The organism is Stenotrophomonas sp. 57, assembly GCF_030291075.1.
Lineage (GTDB): Bacteria > Pseudomonadota > Gammaproteobacteria > Xanthomonadales > Xanthomonadaceae > Stenotrophomonas.
Genome location: NZ_CP127407.1, coordinates 2,440,604 through 2,463,667 on the forward strand (window position 1 = coordinate 2,440,604; position 23,064 = coordinate 2,463,667).

At 66.2% G+C, this 23,064-nt stretch carries 23 protein-coding genes and 3 pseudogenes; 17 read left to right on the plus strand and 9 right to left on the minus strand.

The window, feature by feature from the left end:
* Positions 1–28: 28 nt before the first annotated feature.
* Genes QP512_RS11195 through moaA form a run of 5 tightly spaced genes read right to left on the minus strand, consistent with a single transcriptional unit; the run spans position 29 to position 4,030 of the window.
* Positions 29–529, minus strand: coding sequence for a molybdenum cofactor biosynthesis protein MoaE (locus QP512_RS11195; protein ID WP_286068584.1), 501 nt, complete (start codon positions 527–529; stop codon positions 29–31).
* Positions 530–532: 3 nt separating this feature from the next.
* Complete coding sequence (locus QP512_RS11200) at positions 533–793, minus strand: MoaD/ThiS family protein (protein WP_286068585.1); 261 nt, start codon at positions 791–793, stop codon at positions 533–535.
* Complete coding sequence (gene glp, locus QP512_RS11205) at positions 793–2,046, minus strand: gephyrin-like molybdotransferase Glp (protein ID WP_286068587.1); 1,254 nt, start codon at positions 2,044–2,046, stop codon at positions 793–795. Before glp ends, QP512_RS11200 begins: the two co-directional genes overlap by 1 nt.
* The gene (moaCB, locus tag QP512_RS11210; protein ID WP_286072036.1) at positions 2,043–3,041 is read right to left on the minus strand and encodes a bifunctional molybdenum cofactor biosynthesis protein MoaC/MoaB; all 999 of its coding nucleotides are present in this window, start codon (positions 3,039–3,041) and stop codon (positions 2,043–2,045) included. The genes glp and moaCB overlap by 4 nt, the downstream gene beginning before the upstream one ends.
* A gap of 8 nt (positions 3,042–3,049) precedes the next feature.
* Positions 3,050–4,030 carry a GTP 3',8-cyclase MoaA gene (gene moaA, locus QP512_RS11215; protein WP_286068588.1) on the minus strand — a complete coding sequence of 327 codons (981 nt, stop codon included), beginning with the start codon at positions 4,028–4,030 and terminating at the stop codon, positions 3,050–3,052.
* 525 nt (positions 4,031–4,555) lie between these two features.
* On the opposite strand from moaA, the pseudogene QP512_RS11220 reads away from it, so the two are divergent.
* Positions 4,556–4,929, plus strand: a pseudogene (locus tag QP512_RS11220) (hypothetical protein).
* A 45-nt stretch (positions 4,930–4,974) separates the two neighbouring features.
* On the opposite strand, the gene QP512_RS11225 reads toward QP512_RS11220, so the two are convergent.
* A complete protein-coding gene (locus QP512_RS11225) occupies positions 4,975–5,310 on the minus strand; it encodes a hypothetical protein (protein WP_286068591.1) in 336 nt (111 codons plus the stop codon).
* 777 nt (positions 5,311–6,087) lie between these two features.
* Positions 6,088–6,387, minus strand: a pseudogene (locus QP512_RS11230) (RHS repeat-associated core domain-containing protein); the annotation flags it as partial.
* Between the two features lie 12 nt (positions 6,388–6,399).
* Between QP512_RS11230 and QP512_RS11235 the strand changes: the two are divergent.
* Positions 6,400–6,534, plus strand: a pseudogene (locus tag QP512_RS11235) (alpha/beta hydrolase); the annotation flags it as partial.
* A gap of 35 nt (positions 6,535–6,569) precedes the next feature.
* On the opposite strand, the gene QP512_RS11240 reads toward QP512_RS11235, so the two are convergent.
* Complete coding sequence (locus QP512_RS11240; protein WP_071305333.1) at positions 6,570–7,364, minus strand: helix-turn-helix transcriptional regulator; 795 nt, start codon at positions 7,362–7,364, stop codon at positions 6,570–6,572.
* A gap of 70 nt (positions 7,365–7,434) precedes the next feature.
* On the opposite strand from QP512_RS11240, the gene QP512_RS11245 reads away from it, so the two are divergent.
* From QP512_RS11245 to eptA, 10 genes are all read left to right on the plus strand, one after another.
* Positions 7,435–9,405: an FUSC family protein gene (locus tag QP512_RS11245; RefSeq protein WP_286068594.1), complete on the plus strand. Its 1,971-nt coding sequence runs from the start codon at positions 7,435–7,437 to the stop codon at positions 9,403–9,405.
* Positions 9,406–9,409: 4 nt separating this feature from the next.
* Complete coding sequence (locus QP512_RS11250) at positions 9,410–9,619, plus strand: DUF1656 domain-containing protein (protein ID WP_286068595.1); 210 nt, start codon at positions 9,410–9,412, stop codon at positions 9,617–9,619.
* A gap of 1 nt (position 9,620) precedes the next feature.
* Positions 9,621–10,505: a biotin/lipoyl-binding protein gene (locus QP512_RS11255; protein WP_286068596.1), complete on the plus strand. Its 885-nt coding sequence runs from the start codon at positions 9,621–9,623 to the stop codon at positions 10,503–10,505.
* Entirely contained in the window at positions 10,502–11,938 is a 1,437-nt protein-coding gene (locus QP512_RS11260) for an efflux transporter outer membrane subunit (protein ID WP_286068597.1), read from the plus strand. The genes QP512_RS11255 and QP512_RS11260 overlap by 4 nt, the downstream gene beginning before the upstream one ends.
* Positions 11,939–12,071: 133 nt before the next feature.
* The gene (locus QP512_RS11265) at positions 12,072–12,419 is read left to right on the plus strand and encodes an RcnB family protein (RefSeq protein ID WP_286068598.1); all 348 of its coding nucleotides are present in this window, start codon (positions 12,072–12,074) and stop codon (positions 12,417–12,419) included.
* A gap of 72 nt (positions 12,420–12,491) precedes the next feature.
* Positions 12,492–13,022 (plus strand): nuclear transport factor 2 family protein, encoded by a 531-nt coding sequence (locus tag QP512_RS11270; protein ID WP_286068599.1) that lies wholly within the window; start codon positions 12,492–12,494, stop codon positions 13,020–13,022.
* A gap of 104 nt (positions 13,023–13,126) precedes the next feature.
* Complete coding sequence (locus QP512_RS11275; protein ID WP_286068601.1) at positions 13,127–13,801, plus strand: response regulator transcription factor; 675 nt, start codon at positions 13,127–13,129, stop codon at positions 13,799–13,801.
* A complete protein-coding gene (locus tag QP512_RS11280) occupies positions 13,798–15,030 on the plus strand; it encodes a HAMP domain-containing sensor histidine kinase (protein WP_286068602.1) in 1,233 nt (410 codons plus the stop codon). Before QP512_RS11275 ends, QP512_RS11280 begins: the two co-directional genes overlap by 4 nt.
* Positions 15,031–15,088: 58 nt before the next feature.
* Positions 15,089–15,475, plus strand: a complete 387-nt coding sequence (locus QP512_RS11285; RefSeq protein WP_286068604.1) for a diacylglycerol kinase — start codon at positions 15,089–15,091, stop codon at positions 15,473–15,475.
* 73 nt (positions 15,476–15,548) lie between these two features.
* Positions 15,549–17,360, plus strand: a complete 1,812-nt coding sequence (gene eptA, locus QP512_RS11290; RefSeq protein ID WP_286068605.1) for a phosphoethanolamine transferase EptA — start codon at positions 15,549–15,551, stop codon at positions 17,358–17,360.
* Here eptA and QP512_RS11295 read toward each other — a convergent pair.
* Complete coding sequence (locus tag QP512_RS11295) at positions 17,264–18,187, minus strand: M14 family metallocarboxypeptidase (RefSeq protein WP_286068606.1); 924 nt, start codon at positions 18,185–18,187, stop codon at positions 17,264–17,266. The two genes, eptA and QP512_RS11295, sit on opposite strands and share 97 nt — an antisense overlap.
* A gap of 145 nt (positions 18,188–18,332) precedes the next feature.
* Between QP512_RS11295 and QP512_RS11300 the strand changes: the two genes are divergently transcribed.
* The 5 genes from QP512_RS11300 (at position 18,333) to QP512_RS11320 (ending at position 22,971) form a co-directional block, all read left to right on the plus strand.
* The gene (locus tag QP512_RS11300; protein ID WP_286068607.1) at positions 18,333–18,986 is read left to right on the plus strand and encodes a DUF3348 family protein; all 654 of its coding nucleotides are present in this window, start codon (positions 18,333–18,335) and stop codon (positions 18,984–18,986) included.
* Positions 18,987–18,996: 10 nt separating this feature from the next.
* Entirely contained in the window at positions 18,997–21,261 is a 2,265-nt protein-coding gene (locus QP512_RS11305; protein WP_286068609.1) for a DUF802 domain-containing protein, read from the plus strand.
* Entirely contained in the window at positions 21,258–21,896 is a 639-nt protein-coding gene (locus QP512_RS11310) for an OmpA family protein (RefSeq protein WP_286068610.1), read from the plus strand. The genes QP512_RS11305 and QP512_RS11310 overlap by 4 nt, the downstream gene beginning before the upstream one ends.
* The gene (locus QP512_RS11315) at positions 21,814–22,263 is read left to right on the plus strand and encodes a DUF2894 domain-containing protein (RefSeq protein WP_286068611.1); all 450 of its coding nucleotides are present in this window, start codon (positions 21,814–21,816) and stop codon (positions 22,261–22,263) included. Before QP512_RS11310 ends, QP512_RS11315 begins: the two co-directional genes overlap by 83 nt.
* Positions 22,264–22,506: 243 nt before the next feature.
* Complete coding sequence (locus QP512_RS11320; protein WP_286068612.1) at positions 22,507–22,971, plus strand: YrhA family protein; 465 nt, start codon at positions 22,507–22,509, stop codon at positions 22,969–22,971.
* Positions 22,972–23,064: the final 93 nt, after the last annotated feature.

Here is a 23,064-nt window from a genome sequence, read left to right on the forward strand (position 1 = left end):
AGCCACGACATGCGTGGCTGTACCGACGTCAATGCGGGTGATCGTGCGGGTGGTCATGGGCATCGGCGGGTTCGCTGTCCGCATGGCACAGGCTGCAACCTTCGCTCCACTGGCTGTCGCCGTCCTCGTAATGCTCCTGCTTCCAGATCGGGCACTGGTGCTTCACCACCTCGATCAACTGCCGGCAGGCGCGGAACGCCTCGTCACGGTGCGGGCTGCCCGCCGCCGCCACCACCGCCACATCGCCGATGCCGAGCCGGCCCTTGGCATGGGCCACATACAGCTTCAGCTTCGGCCCGAACGTGGCTTCGACCTCTGCCGCCAGACGCTTGAATTCGTTCAACACCAACGGCTCGAACAGGTCGTAGGTGATCCCGGTCACCGGCCGGCCCACATTGACGTCGCGCACCTTGCCGATGAACACATCGATGCCCCCGAAGCCCGGATCGGACACCGCGGCGATGCCATCGGCCGGATCGATCGCCGCCTGCGCGCGATCCACCACCTTCGCGATGATCGTCTCGCTCATCGATCAGCCCCCGCTCACCGGCGGCAGGATCGCCACCCGGCCATCGTCGGGCAGCGCCTCGTGGTCGCGCAGTACGCGTTGCTGGTCGGCGAATGCCGAGTAATCCAGCAGGCCGGCACGGAAACCCGGCCAACGCAGTGGCAGAAGCTCGCGCAGCGCCTGGCGCAGGTCGGCCACGGTGCCACCGGCCACCTCCACCGCGATTTCACGGCTGGCATCCAGTTCGGAAAACGCACCGAACAACTGCAGATTCACCTGTCTCATCACGGCTCCTGCCTCGCCAGCTGCACCGGGTCCTGATGACCCCAGCCCTGCACGCGCACTGGCGTGCCGGCAGGGGCGAGACCGCCCTCGGCTTCCAGCACCACCCAGGCGTTGGCCTGCAGCATGGACATCAAACGGAACGACTCCTGCCCAGCCAGCACGCGCGCACTCAGGCGGCCCTGCGCGTCCACTTCCACCCGCGCCCGCGCATGGAAGCGCAGGCCCGGCGGCGTGCGCACGTCGGCCTGCAGCGGCAACGTCAGCACCCGCTCGGGTGCCAGCCCCAGCAGGCGGCGCAGCACCGGCTCGACAAAGAAGCGCTGGCCGACGGCAGCGGAGACCGGGTTGCCCGGCAGGCCGAAATACAGCACGCCATTGGGCAGCACCGCGAACAGCAACGGCTTGCCGGGGCGGATCGCCACCTTGTGGAACACGATGCGCGCACCCCGGCCGCGCAGCGCGTCGGGAACAAAATCGTAGCGGCCGGCCGACACCGCGCCGGTGCTGATCAACAGCTGCGCACCCGCGTCCAGCGCTTCATCCAGCACGGCATTGAAGGCGGCCACGTCGTCGCCCACCGTGCCCTGCCAGACCACCTCGGCACCGGCGGCCTGCAGGCGGCCGACCAGATACGGCCGGTTGCTGTCACGAATCTGCCCGGATGCCAGCGTCTGCGCCGCCTCGGTCACCAGCTCCTTGCCGGTGGCAATCACCGCCGCTTTTGGCCGCGCCACCACCGCCACCTCGCCCACGCCGATGGCATGCAGCAGAGTGCGCGCGTTGATGTCCAGCACCTGCCCGGCCTGCAGCACGCGCTCGCCGTCGCTAACGTCTTCGCCACGCAGGCGCACGTTCTGGCCCGGCTTTACCGTGCCCTTCAGGGCAATGCGGGTCGGGCGTCCTTCCTCGCTGGCGAGGATCTCCACGTTCTCGACCGGCACCACCGTATCCAGCCCGACCGGCATGCGCGCACCTGTCATGATTTCCCAGGCGCCCTCGCCGCCTTCGGCACCGGCATCGCCGGCCGCCTGCCAGCCCTGCACGCCGAATTCGGTACCGGCCCCGAGCGCCGCGCCGTTGGCGCGAAGCGCGAAGCCGTCCATTGCCGAATTGTCGAACGGCGGCAACGACTGCCCACTGATGATGTCACTGGCCAGAGTGCGGCCGCCGGCCTCATGCAGCGGCAGATGTTCGGCCGGCAGCGGCGTGGCCGCCTCCAGCAGGTGCTGCAAGGCCTCGCTGTAGGCAATCATGCGTGGCCAGCCCCCTTGACCATCGCCAAGGCGTGGCCCAGCACCGGCGCCAGGATGTCCAGGCACTGCGCCGCCGCCTTTGGGCTGCCGGGCAGCGCGAACACCAGCATGTTGCCCAGCTGCACCACCTCGGCGCGGCTCAGCCAGGCCATCGGCGTGTGCTGCGCGCTCAAGGCCCGCACCATCTGCGCCAGCCCATGCACCGGCCGCGCATTCAACGAACGCAGCGCCTCCGGGGTCAGGTCACGCGGGCCCAGCCCGGTACCGCCGGTACACAGGCACAGGCGCACGCCCTCGGCCGCCAAGGCCTGCAGGCGGGTGGCCAACGGCTCGATGCCATCAGGCAAGACCTCGGCGGCTACCACTTCGCCACCCAGTTTTTCCACGCCAGACACCAGGGTCGGGCCAGAGATATCCTCATAGGTGCCGTCGCTGGCGCGATCACTCAGCGTGATCACCGCGCAGGCCGCGCCTTCCAGGCCCTTCGGCGCACGCGGCTTGAAACGCTCACGCTCGGCCTCGTCCATGCCATCCGGGTGCAGCCAGACACCGCGCTTGCCGCCTTCCTTGAACAGCAGGCGGATGCCTTCGATGCGCAGCGCCGGCTCCACCGGCTTGCTCAGGTCATACAACGTCAGCAGCGCCGCATTGACGCCGGCCAGTGCCTCCATCTCCACGCCGGTGCGCGCCTCGCTGGCGCACTCGCACCACACGCGGATCGCCTGCCGTTCCGGCACCGGCGCGCAGAACACCTGCACCAGCTCCAGCGGCAGGGGATGGCACAGCGGCATCAGCATCGACGCCATCTTGGCGCCCTGCAGGCCGGCAATCTCGGCCATCACCAGCGCATCGCCCTTGGGCAGGCGGCGCTCGACAATCAGCGGATACGCCACCGGACCGGCATGAAGCTCGCCCACCGCCACCGCACGACGGCGGCTGATGCGCTTGTTGCGGACATCGGCCATATGGAAGGCCGCGTTCAATTCCCCACTCATCGTGTTGCTCATCCTCCGATCGAGGCCAGGTGCGGGGTCAACCCGGTCTGGCCCTGGTGCAGTCCGTGCCCGGCCGCTTTCAGGCCAAGCTGGGTGGTGATGCGTGCCAAAAGCGCGTCATGGTCCTCGTCGCGTTGCAGCAGCGGGCGCAGCGGCACGCCGAACTCGCCGAACAGGCACAGCCGCAGGTCGCCCTTGGCGGTCACCCGCAGGCGGTTGCAGCCCTTGCAGAAGTCACGCGAGTACGGCGCGATGATGCCGATGCTGCCGCGATGGTCGGGGTGGCCGAACTCGCGCGCCGGGCCGGCATCGGCGGCGCGCGGGCGCTCGTGCCAGCCAGCGGCCAGCAGCTGCTCGATCACCACGTCGGCACGCAGGTGGTGGCGCTGGAAATAGGCTTCGTTGTCGCCGGTGCGCATCAGTTCGATGAAGCGCACGCTGAAGGGTCGATCGCGCAGGTAGTCCATCCACTGCGGCAGCTCGTCGTCGTTCAGGCCACGCAGCAGCACCGCGTTGAGCTTGATCGCCGGCAGGCCCAACGCCTGCGCCAGGGCCAGGCCCTGCTGGATCTCCGGCAGGCGGTCATGGCCGGTGATGGTCTTGAAGCGTTCGCGCTGCAGGCTGTCCATGCTCACGTTCAGCGCAGTCAGGCCTGCCCGGTGCCATCCCGGCAGGCGCCGCGGCAGCAGCGTGCCGTTGGTGGTGATGGCCACCTTGCGGATGCCCGGCACCGCCGCCACGGTGGCGATGATCTCGTCCAGATCCTTGCGCAGGCTGGGCTCGCCACCGGTCAGGCGGATCTTGCTCATCCCCAGCGCTGCAAAGGCCCGCACCAAGCGGCCGATCTCCTCCACCTGCAGGAAACGCGGGTGGCCATCGGCCTGGTACCCGTCGGGCAGGCAGTAGCTGCACCGGAAGTTGCAGGCTTCGGTGAGCGACAAGCGCAGGTACGGAAAGCTGCGTCCGAAGCTGTCGGTGAGTTGGCTCATGGCTGTTCCGCCTCCTGGTACCACCCTGCAGCCCTGCCCCTGAACGGGTTGTCGACCCCAGCCCGCAGAGTGCGCTGGGGCGTTGAAAGCGTCAACCCGGGAGGCACGCAGCCTGAATTGGCGCCGCCTGTCGTGATAGGCCCGCCCCGCCCGTCCCGTTCGCCGTGACAAACTCGACGCCTGTCGCAGATTGCAGGCTGCGGGCGGATCACCACGCCAGCGAGCGCTGGCGGGGCTTAACAGCGTGGGAGAATGCCGAAAGCGTCTCCAATCGAGTGATTCCTGCAACTCTTCTGATTGGCATTGCACAGCGTCAGGGGCTCAGATGGCATGCCACCGGAAAACGGTGGCCGGGCTTCGAACACCCGAGTTGATGTTGATGTATGCGCTTGCCAGCCGGCTATGGCGGGCGGTGCGTGGGGGCCTTCGGGCCCGCCGGACTGACATCAACCCGGTGTTCGAACCACGTACCGCCCGCCACTTTTATGGGTGGCGGCTACCGATTGCCCTGCACGGAGCCTTGCCATGAACGAATCGGACTTCCCCCATCTGCACGCCTACGCAGCGCCGCCGGCGGCGACGGTTCGCCACAGGCTAAGCCAACAGTGGACAGGAACACCTTCACTGCCAATCTCCACCGCATCGGCTCCGGTGCGGCGGCCGACGGACAACCCTGGCCGGAGCGGCATCAGCTGCCCGGGCGCTGCCTGGCCCTGGCCGATGCCGATTGTGCGTTGAACGGGTTGCGGGTAGTGCTGGAAATGCTGCGGGCAGCCGAACGCACCCGGCAGAACGGCGAACCCGGGCAGTACGTGGGTGACCGGGTGATGGAGGGGTTGGTCATGGCCTGCCAGTCGTTGTGCGCGCAGGCGGTGGGGCGGTTGCAGCCCGAAGGGTGAACGCGATGCGCCACGCCCTTCGGCGAGGACCACTTTCAGCAGGTGTCAGTGCTCGCTGAAAGCGCTCCTCAGATCGACCCCGATGATCGGTGAGAAGTCCACTTTGCACAGCTCCAGCTCGAAGAGCTGATCGTGATTGTCCAGGCACAGGGTGACTCTCACCGGCACGCCGTCGGCATCGGCAAGCATTGCAGTGGCAATGTCGCTTCCGAAGACCTGGGTCGTGCTGGACAGGAACACCACGCCTCCGAATCCGACGACCTCCACGTCCTCCACCTGGGCGAGCGCCAGATCCTTCAACAACCGTTCGCACAGCTCGTTCGTCTCGGGCAGCAGCCTGTGGATGAGGGAGACCTCGTCGGGGGTGAGGAATCTGGGCACGGGATGTCCTTCAGGGCACTGCATCCTGCCTCCCCCGCAAAGACTACTGTGAGTAATTGACTTCTTTAGTGACATTTCCACTTCGGTCGTACCATCGCCACACACCGGCCTTATGCCCATTCTTAAACTGTCCACGCATACGAATATACCCATCATCTGCGGCGAAAAATGGACCATCAGCAATCTCGCACCCCTTCAAAGAGCCCGCTTTTCCCCACGGCTCGGTCTTCAGTCGAGCGGGCTCAACACATTCTATCCGCTCATCGTCGAACGAATTCGTCGTTGCGCCCTGCTTCTGATCCGCACATGCCGAAGAAAGTGACGCCAGCAGGACGCATGTCATGTATCTCTTCATACCTACCTCAGCCCAGGAACCTTCGAGTTGAGCAATCGTTTGTTCTGCTCTTGCTGCAGTTCGACTGTACTAGCATTCCAAAGTGTCTTGGCTACAAATGATTGGCAATGGTTGGCAGGCCCCCACCTACCAAGTGATCTCCCTATCTGAAGCTGGGAATTGACTCTCGCTTCGTCGATATTTTTAACCACTTTGCATGATGCTCCAGGCTCATTGCTACGACCGACATGGTTGGTCACCTGCACGGGATCGCCCGGCATGTCTCCACTGTCGTTACAAGGTACGTTTCCACGAGTGCGACCCATGCCTGCCTCAACTGTATCCGTACGAATCCATTGGTGATCAATTGGATTGTTGGATACTCCAAAGGCCGGCTGACTACATACAAGTACTTCCAAGCCCTCAGGGCCAATCCAACTCATCGGATTTCCCATCACGTAGCCAAAGGTATTTGGCCCCGCTGCGAGCCCAATCGGATCACTCTGCGAATAACGACCCACCGCAGGGTCATACTCCCGCTGGTAGTTGTAGAACAGCCCACTCGCATCCGTCGCCTGCTGGCCCGGGAAGCGCAGCGCCAGTTCGAACGCCACACCATCCCCGTCCGGGCCTGCACTCGGAATCTGGTTGCCGAACACCTCGCTCTTGTTGCTCCACTCCCAGATCGAGACATTCCGTACCGGATCGATCACCACGCGCGGTGTGCCCAGATGATCCGGCTGCCGGCACAATCTGCCGCACACGCCCTGCTCTTCTCGGGCTTCACGCGTGGCTCGCACCGCTACCTGGCAACCGGCCACACCCTCCAGCGCGAGGATCCTGCTGCGGTGGTCGCCGCGATTCAATCGGTCTCCGACACAGCGAAGTAGCCGTTCCGGGCAACGGCTTCGCCCGTTGTTCCCCTCTACTGCCCTCGCAGGCGCACCGCGAAGTACCGCGCCGGGGAAAGGCCAAGCGCTTTCTTGAACATCGTGATGAAGGCCGTCACCGACTCATAGCCCAGCGTCTCGGAAACGCGTTGTACCGGTGCACCCGCGGCAAGTTCACGAATGGCGATGAGCAGGTGCAGCTGCTGCCGCCAGCGCCCGAAGGACAAGCCCGTTTCCCGTTCGATGAGCCGGGTCAACGTGCGCTCGCCCAGGGCCAGGCGCACGGCCCACTGGCCGATGGTGCTGCGGTCTGCCGGATCCGCCGACAGCGCCGCAGCCAGCGCACGCACCTTCGGGTGATGGCTGACCGGCAACGACAGGTGCTCGGCCGGCATCTGTACCAGCTCGTCCAGCAATACGCGCGCCAGCCGGTCGGTGTGGCTGCCATGCGGGTAGTCCAGCGGCGCGTCGGCCAGGTGCAGGATCATCTCGCGCAGCATCGGGGAGATCGCCAGCGTCACGCATTGCATGGGCAGATCGACGATGCCGGGCTCGACGAACAGGTAGCACAGGCGCGCGTTGGCGGTGGCGCGGTTGCTGTGGGGCATGCCACCGGGAATCCAGACGCCACACTGGGGCGGCACGATCCACAGTGCGTTGGCCACTTCGCAGGTCACCGCCCCATGCAGCGCAAGAATAAGCTGGCCCTTCCGGTGCTCATGCACGGGAATCTCCGCATCGTGCTCGGCCACCTGCAGGCGGCTGGCAACCGCCGGGCGATCGGTCTCGTCCGGGTCCAGGTCAAAGCCGGGGAGCGAAATGCGAGCCATTCTCACATTGACCGGTTTTAGCGATTGATTGTCATTGTAGCGAAATTCGCCATGGCGGCCGATCACTAGCATGAGCCGCATGCACTTCCCCATCCCACTCCTCCCCCACGTGCTCCAGGCGTTTGCACGGTTGAAGAGCCCTGCCCTCCGGACCGACCAGGAGGCGGTGCTGTTCTCGCTCAAATGCCTGCTCGCCGCGTCGCTGGGGCTGTATGTCTCCCTGCGGATCGGCCTGAATCGCCCGTTCTGGGTAATCGGCACGGTTTATCTGGTGTCGCAGCCCCTTTCCGGGGCGACACTCAGCCGCGGCCTGTTCCGTCTGCTCGGCACCGTGGGCGGGGCCGTCGCCACCGTTGTGCTGGTGCCACGCTTCGCCAATGCCCCCCTGGTGCTGAGCGCCGCACTCGCCACCTGGATGGCGCTGTGCCTGTATCTGGCGATGATCGACCGCACCCCACGTGCCTATGCGTTCCTGCTGGCCGGCTATACCACCAGCCTGATCGGGTTTCCTGCGGTGATGGTGCCGGAGGACGTGTTCACCATTGCCATCACGCGGGTGCAGGAAATCGCCATCGGCATCATCGCCGCCACGCTGGTACATGCGTTGGTGCTGCCGCGCCGGGTCTCGATGCGCGTGCACGCGCGGGTTGCTGCCGTGCTGGATGATGCCGAACGATGGACACGCGACATGCGCGCCGGTGCATCGGACACGGTGCTGGCGACCGACCGCTCGAAAGTGGCAGCCGACCTGCTTGAGCTGCATGTGCTATCGATCCACCTGCCCTTCGACAGCGCCCACGGCGTGGCCCAGGTGCAGATCCTGCGTGCTTTGCATGACCGGATGCTGGACGTCCTGATGCTGTCCAGCGCGGAGGAGGACTCCGTCGACCGGCTGCGTTCACCGCAGGCCAGCACAATGGACCCACTTGGCTGGCGCGAGCTGATGCAGACCGGCCTTGCCGCGCAACAGGCCGAGCTCGACCTCGCCCACGCCGACTGCCGCGTGCTGCAGGCACAACTGCACACCGCCCGGCCCGACTGGCGCTGGCATGTACCTGCCCGCCTTGCGCGGCATGTGCAGGGTGCGGCACTTCACCGGGATCATCGGCTCGCGCTGCGCAGCGCGCTGGGCGCGTTCGTCGGCATCCTGCTGAGCTGCGTTCTGTGGATCGTCACCGGCTGGTCGGAGGGCGCCACGGCGGTGTCCATCATCGGCACGGCGTGCGTGCTGTTCGGCACGATCGAAGCGCCAGCGCCGCATGTCATGCGCTACCTGGTCGGCTCCGCCATCGGTGTCGCCGTCGGTCTTGTGTACGCCCTGGTGATCATCCCTTCGCTGTCGGGTATTGCCGGCCTGGTCGCCGCGCTGGCGCCGGTACTGCTGCTGTGCGGATCGTTCCTGGCCCGGCCGCCCTTCATCATGGCCGCCCTGGGTGTGGTGCTGACCTTCCCGCTCATCGCCGGCCTGGGTGCGACCAATGCGATCAACGTCGTCGGCGCACTCAACAACAGCGTTGCGTTGTTCGTCGGTACGACGGTGGCACTGTGCAGCATGCAACTGTTCCAGACCGCCGATACGGGCCGTAACCGCGCTCGGCTGGAGCGTTCGATCCGCCGGGACGTCGCACGACACGCCGCCGGACGAGGTGATGTGACACGCGCCTGGCTCAGCCGCATGCTGGATCGCATCGGGCTGCTTGCTCCCAGGCTGCAGGGCCGTTCCAGCGCGGGACACGACCTGCGGGCATTGTTTGCAGACGTTCGTGCGGCACGTGCATCCAGCCAACTCCGGGCACTGGAAAGGTGCCTGGACAATCCGCAGGCCCGGGCGCTTCATGCACTGCTGATCGAACGCATCGCCGAGCATTTCAGGGTTCGTGCCCACCCGCCGCGCCGTATCGACACCCCTCTTCTGGAAGTGCTGGACCGAATGCGTGAAGCAGTGGTTACCAGCAGCGGGGCTGATCGGAAGCATCTGTCGCACCTTCTCTGCGGGTTGCGCCGCGACCTTCTCGTACCTTTGCTCACCCACCGGCGCTGACCTCATGCTTCCTGATCTTTCGATTGATGGCGTGCTGATTCCCGGCCTGCTTGCGGTGGCCGTCGCCGCGCTGGCGCTGTCGGTACTGACCTCACGTCTCCTCGCCAGCCTCGGTCTGTACCGGTTGTTCGCCGCGTGGCCACTGGTGGGCCTGTCCCTGTTCGTGATCCTGGCGGAGCTGATGATCCGGCTCGCGCCCCTGTTCGAGAAATGAGATGAAACACACGCTTGCTGTCATCGGGCGCTGGAGCGCAACCCTGGTGGTGTTCGCAATTGCCGTCGTCGCCGCACTGGCCATCTGGCATCGCTACGAAACACACCCGTGGACGCGCGATGGGCGGGTGCGCGCCGATGTGGTGCGCGTTGCATCGGACATGGGGGGGCTGGTGACCCAGGTGCTGGTGCACGACAACCAGCGAGTCAGCGCCGGACAACTGCTGCTGGTGCTGGACCAGCCGCGCTTCGCTGCCGCGCTTGAGAAGGCCGACGCAGCGGTCAGCAGCGCAGGCGCCACGCTGGCCCTGGCCCGCCGCGAATCGGCGCGGGACAACGCACTGGGCAACCTGGTCGCTTCGGAAACCCGCGAACGCAATGCCGCCAAGGTCGATACCGAGCTGGCCGCCCTGGCGCAGGCGCGGGCCGAACAGCGCGTTGCCCGGCTCAATGTGCAACGCACCGAGGTGCGCGCGACCACCGATGGCATCGTCACCAACCTGGACCTGCACGCGGGCGACTACCTGCAGCCGGGTGCACAGGCGCTGGCGCTGATCGACACCGGCAGCCTGCGCATCGAGGGCTATTTCGAGGAAACCAAGCTGGGCTGCATCACCGAGGGCGATGCCGCCGTGTCCCGGCTGATGGGCGACGACCACGACGTGCGCGGGCACGTGGATACCATCGCCGCCGGCATTGCCGACGATCAGCGCTCAAGCACGCACAACCTGCTCCCCGCTGTGGCGCCAACTTATACCTGGGTGAGGCTGGCACAGCGGATCCCGGTACGCATCCGCATTGATGATGCGCGGCCGGATACCCGCCTGATCGTGGGCCGCACTGCGAGTGTGACGATCACGCCCTCGGCACAGGGAGCCTGCAAGTGAGCGTGCGAACAGTACGTGGTGGGCTGCTCGCCCTGCTGCTGCCGATGACGGCCTGCGTGTCAGGCCCCGACTATCACCTGCCTGCCGATGCTGTCGCAGTCTCTCCCCGGGCGGCGCAGGCCTTCGTCTCGGGCCAGGAGGCTTCGTTCAGCCATGACGCACCGCCGGATCGGTGGTGGCACCTGTATGGCGATGCCCGGCTTGACGCCTACGTCCGCGAAGCACTGGCGGCCAACACCGACCTGCGCGCCGCCGATGCCAACCTTCGGCGCGCCAGCGCTACCGTTCTGGAGTATCGCGCGCGCGGTGCCGTGCAGGCCGACGTGGATGCATCAGGCACGCTCACCCATGCCGGTGGCTACACCCAGGCGCCGGCCGCTCCGCAGTCCTATGCGCTGGGCCTTCAGCTCTCCTATCCACTGGATCTTGCAGGCGGCATCCGCCGCGGCATCGAGGCCGCCAACGCGGACGCGGAGGCTGTCGCTGCGGCACGGGACCAGGTCCGCGTGGTCGTCGCTGCGGCCGTCACACGTGCCTATCTCCAGGTGTGCACCCGCAATCACACGCTCGCCGCAACCCGGCAGGTGCTGGCGATCCAGCACGCCACGCTGGAGGCAACCCGCCGCCTCGCCGCAGGCGGTCGAGGAACGGACTTCGATGTCAGCCGTGCCGGTGCCGCCGTCAACCACAGCGCGGCGGCAGTACCGCACCTGCTGGCAGAACGCCAGGCCGCACTGTTCGAACTGGCCGCATTGATGGGCAGGCTCCCGGCAGACTATCCCAGGGAGGCCGAAGCGTGCCCGCGCCCCCCGGAGCTGGAGCAGGCATTGCCAGTCGGAGAGGGCTGGCAGCTGCTCCAGCGGCGCCCTGACATACGCGCAGCAGAACGCAGCCTGGCTGCCGCGACTGCCTTGATCGGCGTCGAGACGGCCGGTCTCTATCCGCAGATCACCCTGGGCGCCTCTTCGGGCGTGGCTGGCACGCCGGCGCATCTACTGTCGGCCAACAGCTTTGGTGCGAACATCGGTCCCGTGCTGTCATGGCACTGGCCCAACCGCCGCGTGGCCAAGGCCCGCATCGCGGCGGCCGGCGCCAATGTGGATGCCGCTCTTGCTTCCTTTGACGGCATCGTGCTGCAGGCACTGCGCCAGACCGAGACCGCGCTTTTTGCCTGCACGCAGGAGCTTGAACGCGAGCGCAGCCTGGCGCAGGCGCGTGGGGATGCAGCGCGCGCCGCCGGGCAGGCGCAGCAGCTCTACCGTTTTGGCAGGATTGATTTTCTCGACCTGCTTTCGGCGCAGGCCGCGCTGGCAGATGCGGAATCCGCGTTGGCCACCTCGCGCGCGGAGCGGGTCGACCGCCAGATGGAACTGTTCCTGTCACTGGGCGGCGGTTGGGCTGCGGGCGACACGGCCGATGGTGCGACACGCTGAGATCATCTTCGCAGCAGCAGGCGCCAACCGATCTGTTCATGAACGGCATGCCTACACCCTTATTCATTCACATGGCCCGCCCTATATTTGCGTTAACAGCGCCGCATGCCGCGGCCATGACGGAGGCATCCCGATGACATCCATACGTCTGCTTGCCATTACCGTAAGTACGGCCGCAGCGCTCGCCGTAGCTCCCGCCTTCGCTGATCCGCCGCATCACGCCCGCGGCAACGGCCCGCCGCCGCATGCCGGCGGCCCCCACCACCGTGATGCGCCGCCGCCCGGCTGGCAGAAGAAGGCCTGGCGACGTGGTGAGCGCCTGCCGTGGGCCGAAGTGGATCGCCGCTACTGGGTCGACGACTATGCGCGCTATCACCTGCGTGAGCCGGGCCGCGACCGGCGCTGGGTGCGCCAGTCCGATAGCGAGTACCTGCTGGTGGAAATCGCCACCGGCTTGATTGTTGACGCGCTGCATCGTTGAATGCGGAGCGTGCCGGGGCCCTGTAGCCGTGGCCCCGGCGGCGCTTCCACCCTACGAAGGCCGTCATGAACGATGCGAACCACCGGAATCCAGAGCGCGCTTCTCGCTGCGTGTCTCACCACAGGCGTGCCGGCCCAGGCAAGTCAGCCCCCATCCTCAGCTGATGTGAAGGCCATCGAACAGGTGGTCGAATCGTTCCGCACCTCGTTGATCAACAAGGACAAGCCGACCTACATGGGCCTGTTCTTCTCCGACAAACCGGAAGACATCGGCTGGCAGTTCGTTTCCGAGGATGTGCGCCTGCAGGACATCCGCAAGGCCAAGCCCGATGCAATCAAGGCGCGGCAGATCCCGGCCAACAACTTCGTCGCGCTGATCGACGGTGCGGTGGCCTCGCCGAAGCCGAAGGAGGAGAAATTCTCCAGCACGAAGATCGAAACGGATGGCGATGTGGCCTCGGTGTCGTTCGACTACAGCTTCCACGACGAGGGGGTGAAGACCAACTGGGGCAAGGAGATGTGGCAGCTGATCCGCACCGAACAGGGCTGGAAGATCTTCTCGGTGATCTATTCGATCCGCGATTCACGCAGCCCGGCCGATTGAACGTCGCTTGACGCGGCCGAACCCAGGCCGCGATCCATTCAGCATGCGCATTGGCAATCAGTCAGGGATCGGGCACAGTTCGGCCACGCGCAAGGACGCACGCCATGACCCGCCTGCTGATCATCGAAGACAACCCCGAGCTCGTAGCCAACCTGTACGCTTTCTTTGAGCCTCTCGGCTACGTCCTGGACGACGCCCGCGACGGCGCCAGCGGACTACGCTGGGCAACGCAGCACGATTACGACGCCATCCTGCTGGACCTGATGCTGCCGCGCCTGGACGGCATGACGCTGTGCCAGAAGCTGCGCCAGGAATTCCAGAATCCGGTGCCGATCCTGATGCTGACCGCGCGCGACCCGGTGGATGACCGGGTGCAGGGCCTTGCCTTGGGCGCGGATGACTACCTGGTCAAGCCGTGCTCCCTGAAGGAGCTGGATGCGCGGATCAAGGCCCTGGTCCGCCGGGCACAGGGTCGCCAGGTCCAGAACGTGCTGGCGTGGAAGGACCTGCAGGTGGACACGCGCTCGCCACAGGCCTGGCGCCAAGGCCGCTGCATTGCCCTGACGCCTACGTCGCACAAGCTGCTGATGTGCCTGGTGCGCGCCGCGCCTGCCGTGGTGCGCAAGCAGGAAATGGAATACCTGGTCTGGGGCGATGAACCACCGGACAGCGGCGCGCTGCGAACACACATTCATGAGCTGCGCCTGCAGGTGGACCGCTGCTTCGACACCGCACTGATCACCACGGTGCATAGCGTCGGCTGGCGCATGCTGGCGTGAGCCCTGCGTCCCTCTACCGCCGCCTGAGCCTGCGTACCCGCATCACGATCTCGTTCGTGCTGTCGATGGCCGGCGCCATGGGTTTCATCATACTGGCCGAACAGGTCGACTACGACCAGGTCAGGGCCGCTGTGGTCGCGCGCACCCAGCACGGCGAAGTGCAAAGGCTGCAGGCCTTGCTGGATCGTGGCCAACGCCCAGTCCTGCCACCAGGGACCCAGCTGTTCGATGCCCAGGACGTGCCTGTCGTGCTGCGCCAGTACGGCCCGGGCTACCACGGCGAAGAGGCGCCAAATGAGTGGCACCTGAGCGTCTTCGACAACGGCGGCCAGCGCTACTACCTGCTGCAGGACGCGGCGCACTACGGCTATCTGGAACACCTGATCAATGCCTTCGCGGCACTGGTAATTTCGATCTGCGTGCTCGGCGCCTTCCTGATCGGCCGCAAGGTAGCGACGCACGTCATCGCGCCCATCACGCGATTGGCGGACGCGGTGCAGGACGGCCAGAAGCCCTTTCCCTACCAGAACGCCCGCGACGAGATCGGTGTACTCGCCCGCGCCTTCGCCCAGCACAGTGACGAGCTCGAACGGTTCCTGCATCGCGAACAGTGCTTCAGCGGCGACGCCAGTCACGAACTGCGCACGCCGCTGGCGATCATCGGCGGCGCTGCGGAGACGCTCGCCTGCCAGCTTCCGGCCGACAGCCACCTGGTTCCCAGCGCCGAGCGCATCATGCGCACCACCCGGGAGATGCAGCGCCAGCTGACCTGCCTGCTGCTGCTGTCACGCGCGCCCAGTACCGTGCCGCGCAACGAGGTGGCCCTGCGTCCGCTGATCGAATCCTGCATGGAGCGCTGCCAGCCCTGGATTTCCGGAAAGCCGGTAATCGTTGTGTTTGATGCCCGGCATGACGCCGTGCTGGACACCAACGCGGATCTGGCGCACAGCGTGATCTGGAACCTGCTGCGCAACGCCTGCCAGTACACCGAATGCGGCGAAGTGCGGATCACCCTCCACGACTCCGCACTCATCGTCGCCGATACAGGCCCCGGCCTGCCTTCCAGTATCGACCCACAGCAGTTCGAGCGTTTCCTGCCCGGCAACCCGCACAGTGGCGAGGGACTGGGGCTGTCGATCGTGCAGCGCATCGTCGAGCATCTGGGCTGGAGGATGACGGTGCACTCCTCGCAGCAGGGATGCCGGTTCAGCCTGGAGTGGCCCCTCTGACGGTTTCCTGACGCGCGCGTACACATGCTGGGACGACTCACTTCACGGCGGAGCCCGCATGCAGCATCCCAAGGACAGCAGCAAGTACCCGCACGGCAAGACCGGCCTGCGCCGCATCCTGCATACCCTGATCCACTCACGCGACGGCTTCATCGCCACCTTCCGTGGCGAGGCCGCCTTTCGCCAGCTGTTGCTGCTGCACGCGCTGCTGATGGTGGCGGCCTTCGTGCTGGACATCAGCACGGTCGAGCGGGCACTGGTGCTGGCGGTCTGCTTCATCAGCCTGCTGGTGGAGCTGCTCAACTCGGCGATCGAAGCGGTGGTTGATCGCATATCACTGGAACAGCATCCGCTGTCCAAGAATGCCAAGGACATGGGCAGCGCTGCGCAGACCACCGCACTGTTGATGGTGGGCGCGGTGTGGGGCGTGATCCTGCTGGGCTAGTCCACCCATCCTGACAACTTCCTGATAAAGCCGTTTCGATACTGCGCGCACTCCCGTACCGCGGAACCTGCTCGTGCGTCAATGCCTCCGTTTTCCACGGCCCCATCCGATCGTTCTGGTCTGGGCCGCCGCACTGTTCTTCACCACGTTTGGAAACATCGCCCTCTGGAAGACGCTGTGGGGCCTGACCGACCTCAACAGCCTGCGCAGCGTGCTGTTCCTGGCCAGCTTGCCGGTGGTGCTGTTCTGCCTGTTCAACCTGGTGCTGACGCCACTGCTGGCACTGCCAGTCCTGCGCAGGCCGCTGCTGGCCGTACTCATCGTCACCAGCGCCGCCTGCAGCTATTTCATGCTGCACTACAACGTGCTGATCGATCGCAGCATGGTGCAGAACGTGTTCGAGACCAACCAGGCCGAACTGAACGCCTACCTCTCGCTGCCGCTGCTGCTGAGCCTGCTGATGCTGGGCGTGCTGCCCGCTGCCGGGCTGGCTTGGGTACGCACCACCAGCGGAGCGGGTTCGATACGTTCGCTGCTGGTGTGGCCGGCCAGCGTCCTGGCGTCGTTGCTGGTGCTGCTGGCGATCGGCTTCGCGTTCTACAAGGACTATTCCTCGCTGTTGCGCAACAACCGCTACATCCGTGACCAGGTGCTGCCGTTGAACGTCGTGCGCCATACACACGGTTATCTGAAAAGCCTCTACAGCACCCGCCAGCAACCCTTGCGCCCGATCGGCGAGGACGCGAGGCGCGTACCGGGCCCGCGACCGAAGCTTGTGATAATGGTCATCGGCGAGACCGCGCGATCACAGAACTTCCAGCTCAATGGCTACCTACGCGCGACCAATCCCCGACTCTCGCGCAAGGAGGGCGTCATCAGCTTCAGTGATGTTTCCTCATGCGGAACCGCAACGGCGATCTCGGTGCCGTGCATGTTCTCGCAGATGACCCGCCGCCAGTACGACGATGTACGCGCAGCGACCGAGGAGAACGTGCTCGACATCCTGCAGCGCACCGGCATCAGCGTGCTTTGGCGCAACAACAACAATGGCGGCTGCAAAGGCGTGTGCGAACGCGTGCCCACCGAGGACATGCCCGCGCTGAAGGTGGCCGGCCAATGTGTCAATGCCGACGGCACCTGCTACGACGAGGTGCTGCTGCATCAGCTCGGCACACGCATTGACGCCATGAACGGTGACGCCCTGGTCGTGCTGCACCAGCTGGGCAGCCACGGCCCGACCTACTTCGAGCGCTACCCTGCCACATCGCGGGCATTCGTCCCGACCTGCGACAGCAACCAGATCCAGCGTTGCAGCAACGAGGCGCTGGTCAACACCTATGACAACACCCTGGTGCATACCGACCTCGTGCTGGGCCAGGCCATCGATCTGCTGCAGGGCTATTCGGACCAGCGCGATGTAGCCCTGATCTACGTCTCCGACCACGGTGAGTCACTGGGCGAACGCGGCATGTACCTGCATGGCACGCCCTACTTCATCGCCCCGCGCGAGCAGACCCAGGTACCTATTGTGATGTGGTTCTCGCCGGACTTCGGCCGCAACGTCGGCCTTGATATGGCGTGCCTGAGCACTACTGCGCTGCACGAGGCACACAGCCATGACAACGTCTTCCATTCACTGCTGGGCCTGTTCGGCGTCAGCAGCGCGGTGTACCAGCGCGATCTGGATGTGTTCGCCGGATGCCGGGCGTCGGCCACGCCATCGGTGGCCGCCTCGCCGACGAGAAAACAGCGCCGGCTGATGCCGGTCGCTGCCCGGAACGTGGCGCGTTACTGCGCCGCCAGGGCGAAATCCAGGCCTGCACACACCGCTGCCACCTGGGCGTCGTTGCATTCCTGCGGGTTGGTGCGCGGGCTGTCCGGGTAGACCTCGGTCGTGGTGGCAAAACGCGCGTCGGTGAAGCCAGCGCAGGCGCCGATCGAACGCGACTCGCCCCAGACCACGCCCGGCGACTGCAGCGGCAGGCCGACCAGGTTGCCCTCGGCGTCGGCCGGGGCGATATGGGTGACCGGCGCGACCGCGGTGATCAATGCCTTCTGGAACTCGGCCTGCGGATCTTCGCTGTTGCCGATTACATAGAAGCCATCTGGAATGGTGTCGCGCTCGAATGGCTTGCCGTCGCGGGCGCAACGGGCCGGATCGAACTCGTGCAGATCGCTGTCGGTGGTCTCGTGCAGATCCAGGTGCACCAGCAGGTTCGGCTTGCGCTCGGCCACCCAGGCCATCAGCGCGGCCGCCTCCTCGATCTGGCCGCCGTCACGGAAGCTGCGGTTCGGGTCGATGGCATCCGGGTTCCAGCGCTGGATGCGCTCGTAGCCCCAAGGGCTGACGCACGGCGCCACGATCAGGTTCAGCCGGCCCAGGTAACGCTCAGCCTGCTGTTCCAGGAACTGCAGGGCACCGTGCACACCGCTGGTCTCGTAGCCATGCACGCCACCGGTGATCAGCGCGGTCGGCAGCGCCGGGTTCCAGTCGTGGTTGACCACGGCGAACAGCGGATAGTGGTCCGGCGCATAGTCCAGCTGGCCGTACTGGATCACGTCGAAGATGCTGTCGTCCAGGCGCTCAAGCGCGGCCACCACGTCGTCCTGGTAGCTGCGCTGGCGCTGCTGGCGGGCCCGCCACTGTGCACGTTCCGCGTCGCCCCAGGGCTGTCCGGGGGTGCCGATCGGGTAGAACTGCGCAACAGTCATGGGGAACTCCAGGGGGTCGAACGATGGGTGCAGCCGGACATTCTAAGCCTTGTCGCGCCTGCGGGCGCCCCCGCCCCGCCCTCGCCTTCATCCAGCCGGGGTCATCTGGTTGTAAAATCAACGGTTTTTGGCCCCTCACCCCTTGATGGCGAACGCAGCGCAGCCGGTCCTGGGTGGACCGGAGTTCCTCCGCCTGCTCGCCCGTCTCAGCGACGGCGCGATGCCGGCCACCAGTCCCGCCCTGACCGATCGCCTCGGCCAGTGGGTGGACTGGAGCCGCGCCGTGGCGCTGTCCGGGGCGCTCGGCGGGCGCCTGCCCGAGGCAGGCGAGGCCACCGAAGCGGTCGAGGATGTGTTGGCCGACTGCGCCCAGGCCCGCGCCAGCCTGCTGGCCTCGATCCGCGAGGATGCCGAGGCCGAGCGCCTGCTCGACCTGGCGGAAGCCGCCGCTGCGCCCAACTTTGCCTCGCTGCGCCAGCGCTACCGGGTGCTGCAGCAGGCCATCCAGACCGCCACCGGGCGCCTGCGCGGCCGCCTGCGCGACCAGTTGGTACAGGCGTCGCCGGAACTGGCGCGGCTGGCCGAGGTCGATGCGGTGATGGAGCAGACCCTCACCCCGCGCGAGCACAGCCTGCTGGCCACTGCGCCGGCGGTGCTCGGCGCCCGTTTTGAACGCGTGCACGGCCAGCCTGGCTGGCGCGCGGCCTTCCGCCATGACATGCGCACGCTGCTGCTCGCCGAACTGCAGCTGCGCTTCCACCCGATCGAAGGGCTGCAAGACGCCCTGCGCTCCTACTGACCGGAACACCATGTCCAGAACTGCTTTCCATGTCGTTGTTTTCCTTGTCGGCCTGCTGGCCGTGTGCTGGATCGGCATTGGCTACGTTTCGGTGCATCCGCTGGGTGCAGCGGTAGCGGCAATCATCGCGGCCTGCTACATCGCCGGTGGCGTAGAGCTGTACCGTTACCGCCAGGCCAGCAATGGCCTGCGCAGCGCGCTGAACGACCTGTCCAGTGCGAAGGCAAGCCTCGCCCCCTGGCTGGAGCGCGTGCCGGTGGGCCTGCGCAACGCCGTGCGCCTGCGCGTGGAAGGCGAGCGCACCGCCCTGCCCGCACCGGTACTGACCCCGTACCTGGTGGGGCTGCTGGTGCTGCTGGGCATGCTCGGCACGCTGCTGGGCATGATGGACACCCTGCGCGGCACCGGGCTGGCGCTGCAGAGTGCGACCGACATGGCCGCGATCCGCGGCTCGCTGGCCTCGCCGGTGCAGGGCCTGGCGGTGGCATTCGGCACCTCGATCGCCGGTGTGGCCAGCTCGGCCATGCTCGGCCTGCTGGCGGCACTGCTGCGTCGTGACCGCCTGCAGGCCGTGCAGCAGCTGGACCGCGCCATTGCCAGCGACCTGCACCCGTATTCGCAGGCCTGGCAACGTACCGAATCGCTGCGCCTCCTGCAGGCACAGTCCGCCGCCCTGCCGGCGCTGGTCGACCGCCTGCAGGCGATGACGCAGACGTTTGAACAACACAGCACGGCCGCCAACGAGCGCCTGCTGGCCGGCCAGGCCGAGTTCCTGACCCAGAGCCAGGCGCTGCAGGAACGCCTGGCGGTGTCGCTGCAGGAGTCGCTGCGCGAGGGGGCTGAAGCCAGCGCCGCTGCCATCGGTGGCGCGCTGCAGCCGATGGCCGAAACCACTCTGACCGGTCTGGCTCACCATGGCGAAGCACTGCACGCCCGCATCGAGCAGGCCGTTCAGCAGCAGCTGGCCGGCCTGAGCGACGGCTTCGAGCGCAGCCGCGTTGCGACCGAAGCGAGCTGGGCCAAGGTAGTGGGTGAACAGAGCCAGGCACAGCAGGCACTGGTACACGATCTGCGCCAGCACCTGCAGGCGTTCAGCGATGGTCAGGGCACGCAGGCCGAAGCACTGGTCGCGTGCATCGGCGAGCGCCTGCAGGCCGATGCACAGGGCAATGCGGAGGCCTTGCGTACCGCCGCCGAGCAGCAGCAGGCCCTGAACAGCGCGCTGGTCGAGCGCCAGCAGCAGGCGTTGATCGCCGCCAGCGAGCATCTGGACGCGCGTGCGCAGGCGCTGCTGCAGGCACTGGAACAGCAGCACAGCGCCAATCAGTCGCTCTTCCAGGACCACGAACAGCAGCGCTTGCAGGATTGGCAGGCCGCGCAGGCAGCTGCTGCCACCGCGCACGCCGAGCTGCAGGCCAGCCTGGACCGCCGCGAACAGCAACGCCAGGCGCGCTGGGACGCGGTCAGCGCCGAACTGCAGCAGGCCCACGCCGCGCTGCAGGCGCAGCTGCAGGCCGGCGACGAACAGCGCCTGCAGCGGTGGAGCGATACCCTGCAGCACGTTTCCACCGATCTGGCCGAGCGCCTGCAGGCCAACGGCGAGCGCCTGGCTGCGCAGCAGCAGCAGGTCTGCGACACGCTGGCGACGACCGCACAGCAGATCGGCGAGAACGGCCGCGCCCAGGCCAGCGCCACGCTGGCCGAAGTCTCCACCCTGCTGCAGACCGCTGCCGCCGCACCGAAGGCCGCTGCCGACGTCATCAATGAGCTGCGCAGCACGCTGTCCGAGAGCCTGGTGCGCGACAACGCAATGCTGGAAGAACGCGGCCGCCTGCTGGCCACCGTGCAGACCCTGCTCGATGCGATCAACCATGCGTCGCACGAGCAGCGCACGGCGGTGGACGCGCTGGTCGGTGGCTCGGCCGAGTTGCTGGAACGCGTCGGCAACCGCTTCACCGACCATATCGCTGCCGAGACCGGCAAGCTGGACGGCATCGCCGCCGCGCTCAACGGAAGTGCTGCCGAGGTGGGCCAGCTGGCCGGCACCTTCGGCGAAGCGGTCGCGCAGTTCGGCGCCACCGCCACCGAGCTGTCCGGCCGCCTGGAACAGATCGGCGGTGCACTGGATGCATCGCTGGCGCGCAGCGATGAACAGCTGGCCTACTACGTGGCGCAAGCGCGCGAGGTGGTCGACCTCAGCCTGCTGTCGCAGAAGCAGGTGATGGAAGAACTGCAGCATCTGGCCGCGCGCCGCGGCAAGAGCGGCAACGCATGAGCGACGAGCTGGAGGTCGATGGCGGCTCGCACGCCCCGATCTGGGCCGCCTTCGGCGACCTGATGTCGGTGCTGCTGGGCGCATTCGTGCTGATCCTGGTCGGCGTGGTCGCGGTGCAGCTGGAGCTGTCGCAGCGGCTGGACCAGGAAGTGAAACAGCGCCAGGCCGAGGCCAAGCGCCTGCAGACGCTGGAACAGGCGTTGGCTGGACCGCTGGCGGCCGGCCGCGTGACGCTGGTGGATGGCCGCATCGGCATCAGCGGCAGCGTGCTGTTCGCGCTGAACTCCGACCAGCTGCAGCCGGAAGGCCAGGAGCTGCTGCGCAGCCTGGCCGCGCCGCTGGCCGCCTACCTGGGCAGTCGCGAAGAGATCCTGATGGTCAGCGGCTTTACCGATGATGCGCCGGTGCGCGAAGGCAACCGCCGCTTTGCCGACAACTGGGAGCTGTCCGCGCAGCGTTCGCTGACCGTGACCCGCACCCTGATCGCCGATGGCGTACCGGCTGACGCCGTGTTCGCCGCCGCGTTCGGCAGTGAGCAGCCGGTCAGCTCCAATGCCAGTGAAGAAGGCCGCGCACGAAACCGCCGCGTGGAAATCGCGCCGATTCCCAAGCCCAAGGCCCCGGATGGCAAGTAAACCGCCCGCCCTGGAAGGCCTGCGCGCATTGGTGCGTGACCTCGATGCGGGGTCGCGCTCGCTGCCGCATTACCCGCAGGTGCCGATGCTGCAGCAGGTGCAGCGCGAATGGTCGGAGCTGCGCAGCGAACTGCAGGTGCGCCGCTCGCTGCGCGCCGAGGCCCCCGCCGATGGCGGCCCGCTGAACTCGGCGGTGCTGGTGCAGCGCATGCTCGATACGATGCAGGCGACCAGCCCTGGCTACCTGCGCCATTTCATCGACTACGTCGACACCTTGTCCTGGCTGCAGGCGCTGCAGGATGGCGCCGCCAGCGGCGGTGAGACCGCAAAGCCGAAACGGACACGCAAGCCGCGCAGCGCGGGTTGAACACATTACGCCGACCTCGTTCGGCGCCCCTTGGACACGACAATCCTGATCCACGCTGCTGGTTACGCCAACATTGCTTGGCGCTTATCGACTCCCAGCAGCGCTGCTGTCCAATCGCTACCGCGAGCCAACCACGTCAATGGTTGACCAACTTGAACAGCTTAGGGCGACTGCCATTGACGTCGAATGACGAATTCCACAGTGTCTTACTGCCCTCATTGCACACGAATTCAATCTCAACAAATGCAGCCTTCAGTAGAAGCCAGACTTCTCAAGCTCCGCGCGAATCTCAACGAAGCCGAGATGTACCTTGGCCCTCCACTTGGACGTTCTGACGTCGACGCGCTCCAGAGCTTGGTGCTTTCTACGCTAGGTATCACCCTGCCGGAGTCCTATCTGGGCATTCTTTCGCGCCACGATGGCTTGGCAGCAGCAGGAGTCTTCCTCTACTCGAGCACTTCACGCTCATACCGCGATGGCGGGTCAGCGCTTGCTTTTGTGGAAATGAACCTTCTCGCTTGCGACCAGGGATCCATGGGCGGCTATGTAGAACTCGGAGAGAGCGATATGGATTGCTACGTCTTTGAATTCGCAACAGGGCGGTACCAGGTCCGTGACAAAGTAGCGTTCGATAATGTCTACGAAGAACTCACTTCATTAGATGGCCTACTCGGTCACATCATCGGTCTGATCGAACAGCATTGCTGAACAAACAGGTTCAAGAATGCCCATGCCACGCCGGGTTGGCATTCACAGCCACACCGGCTGCCTTCTGAATCAGCCGAGTCATGGGTTCGGCTC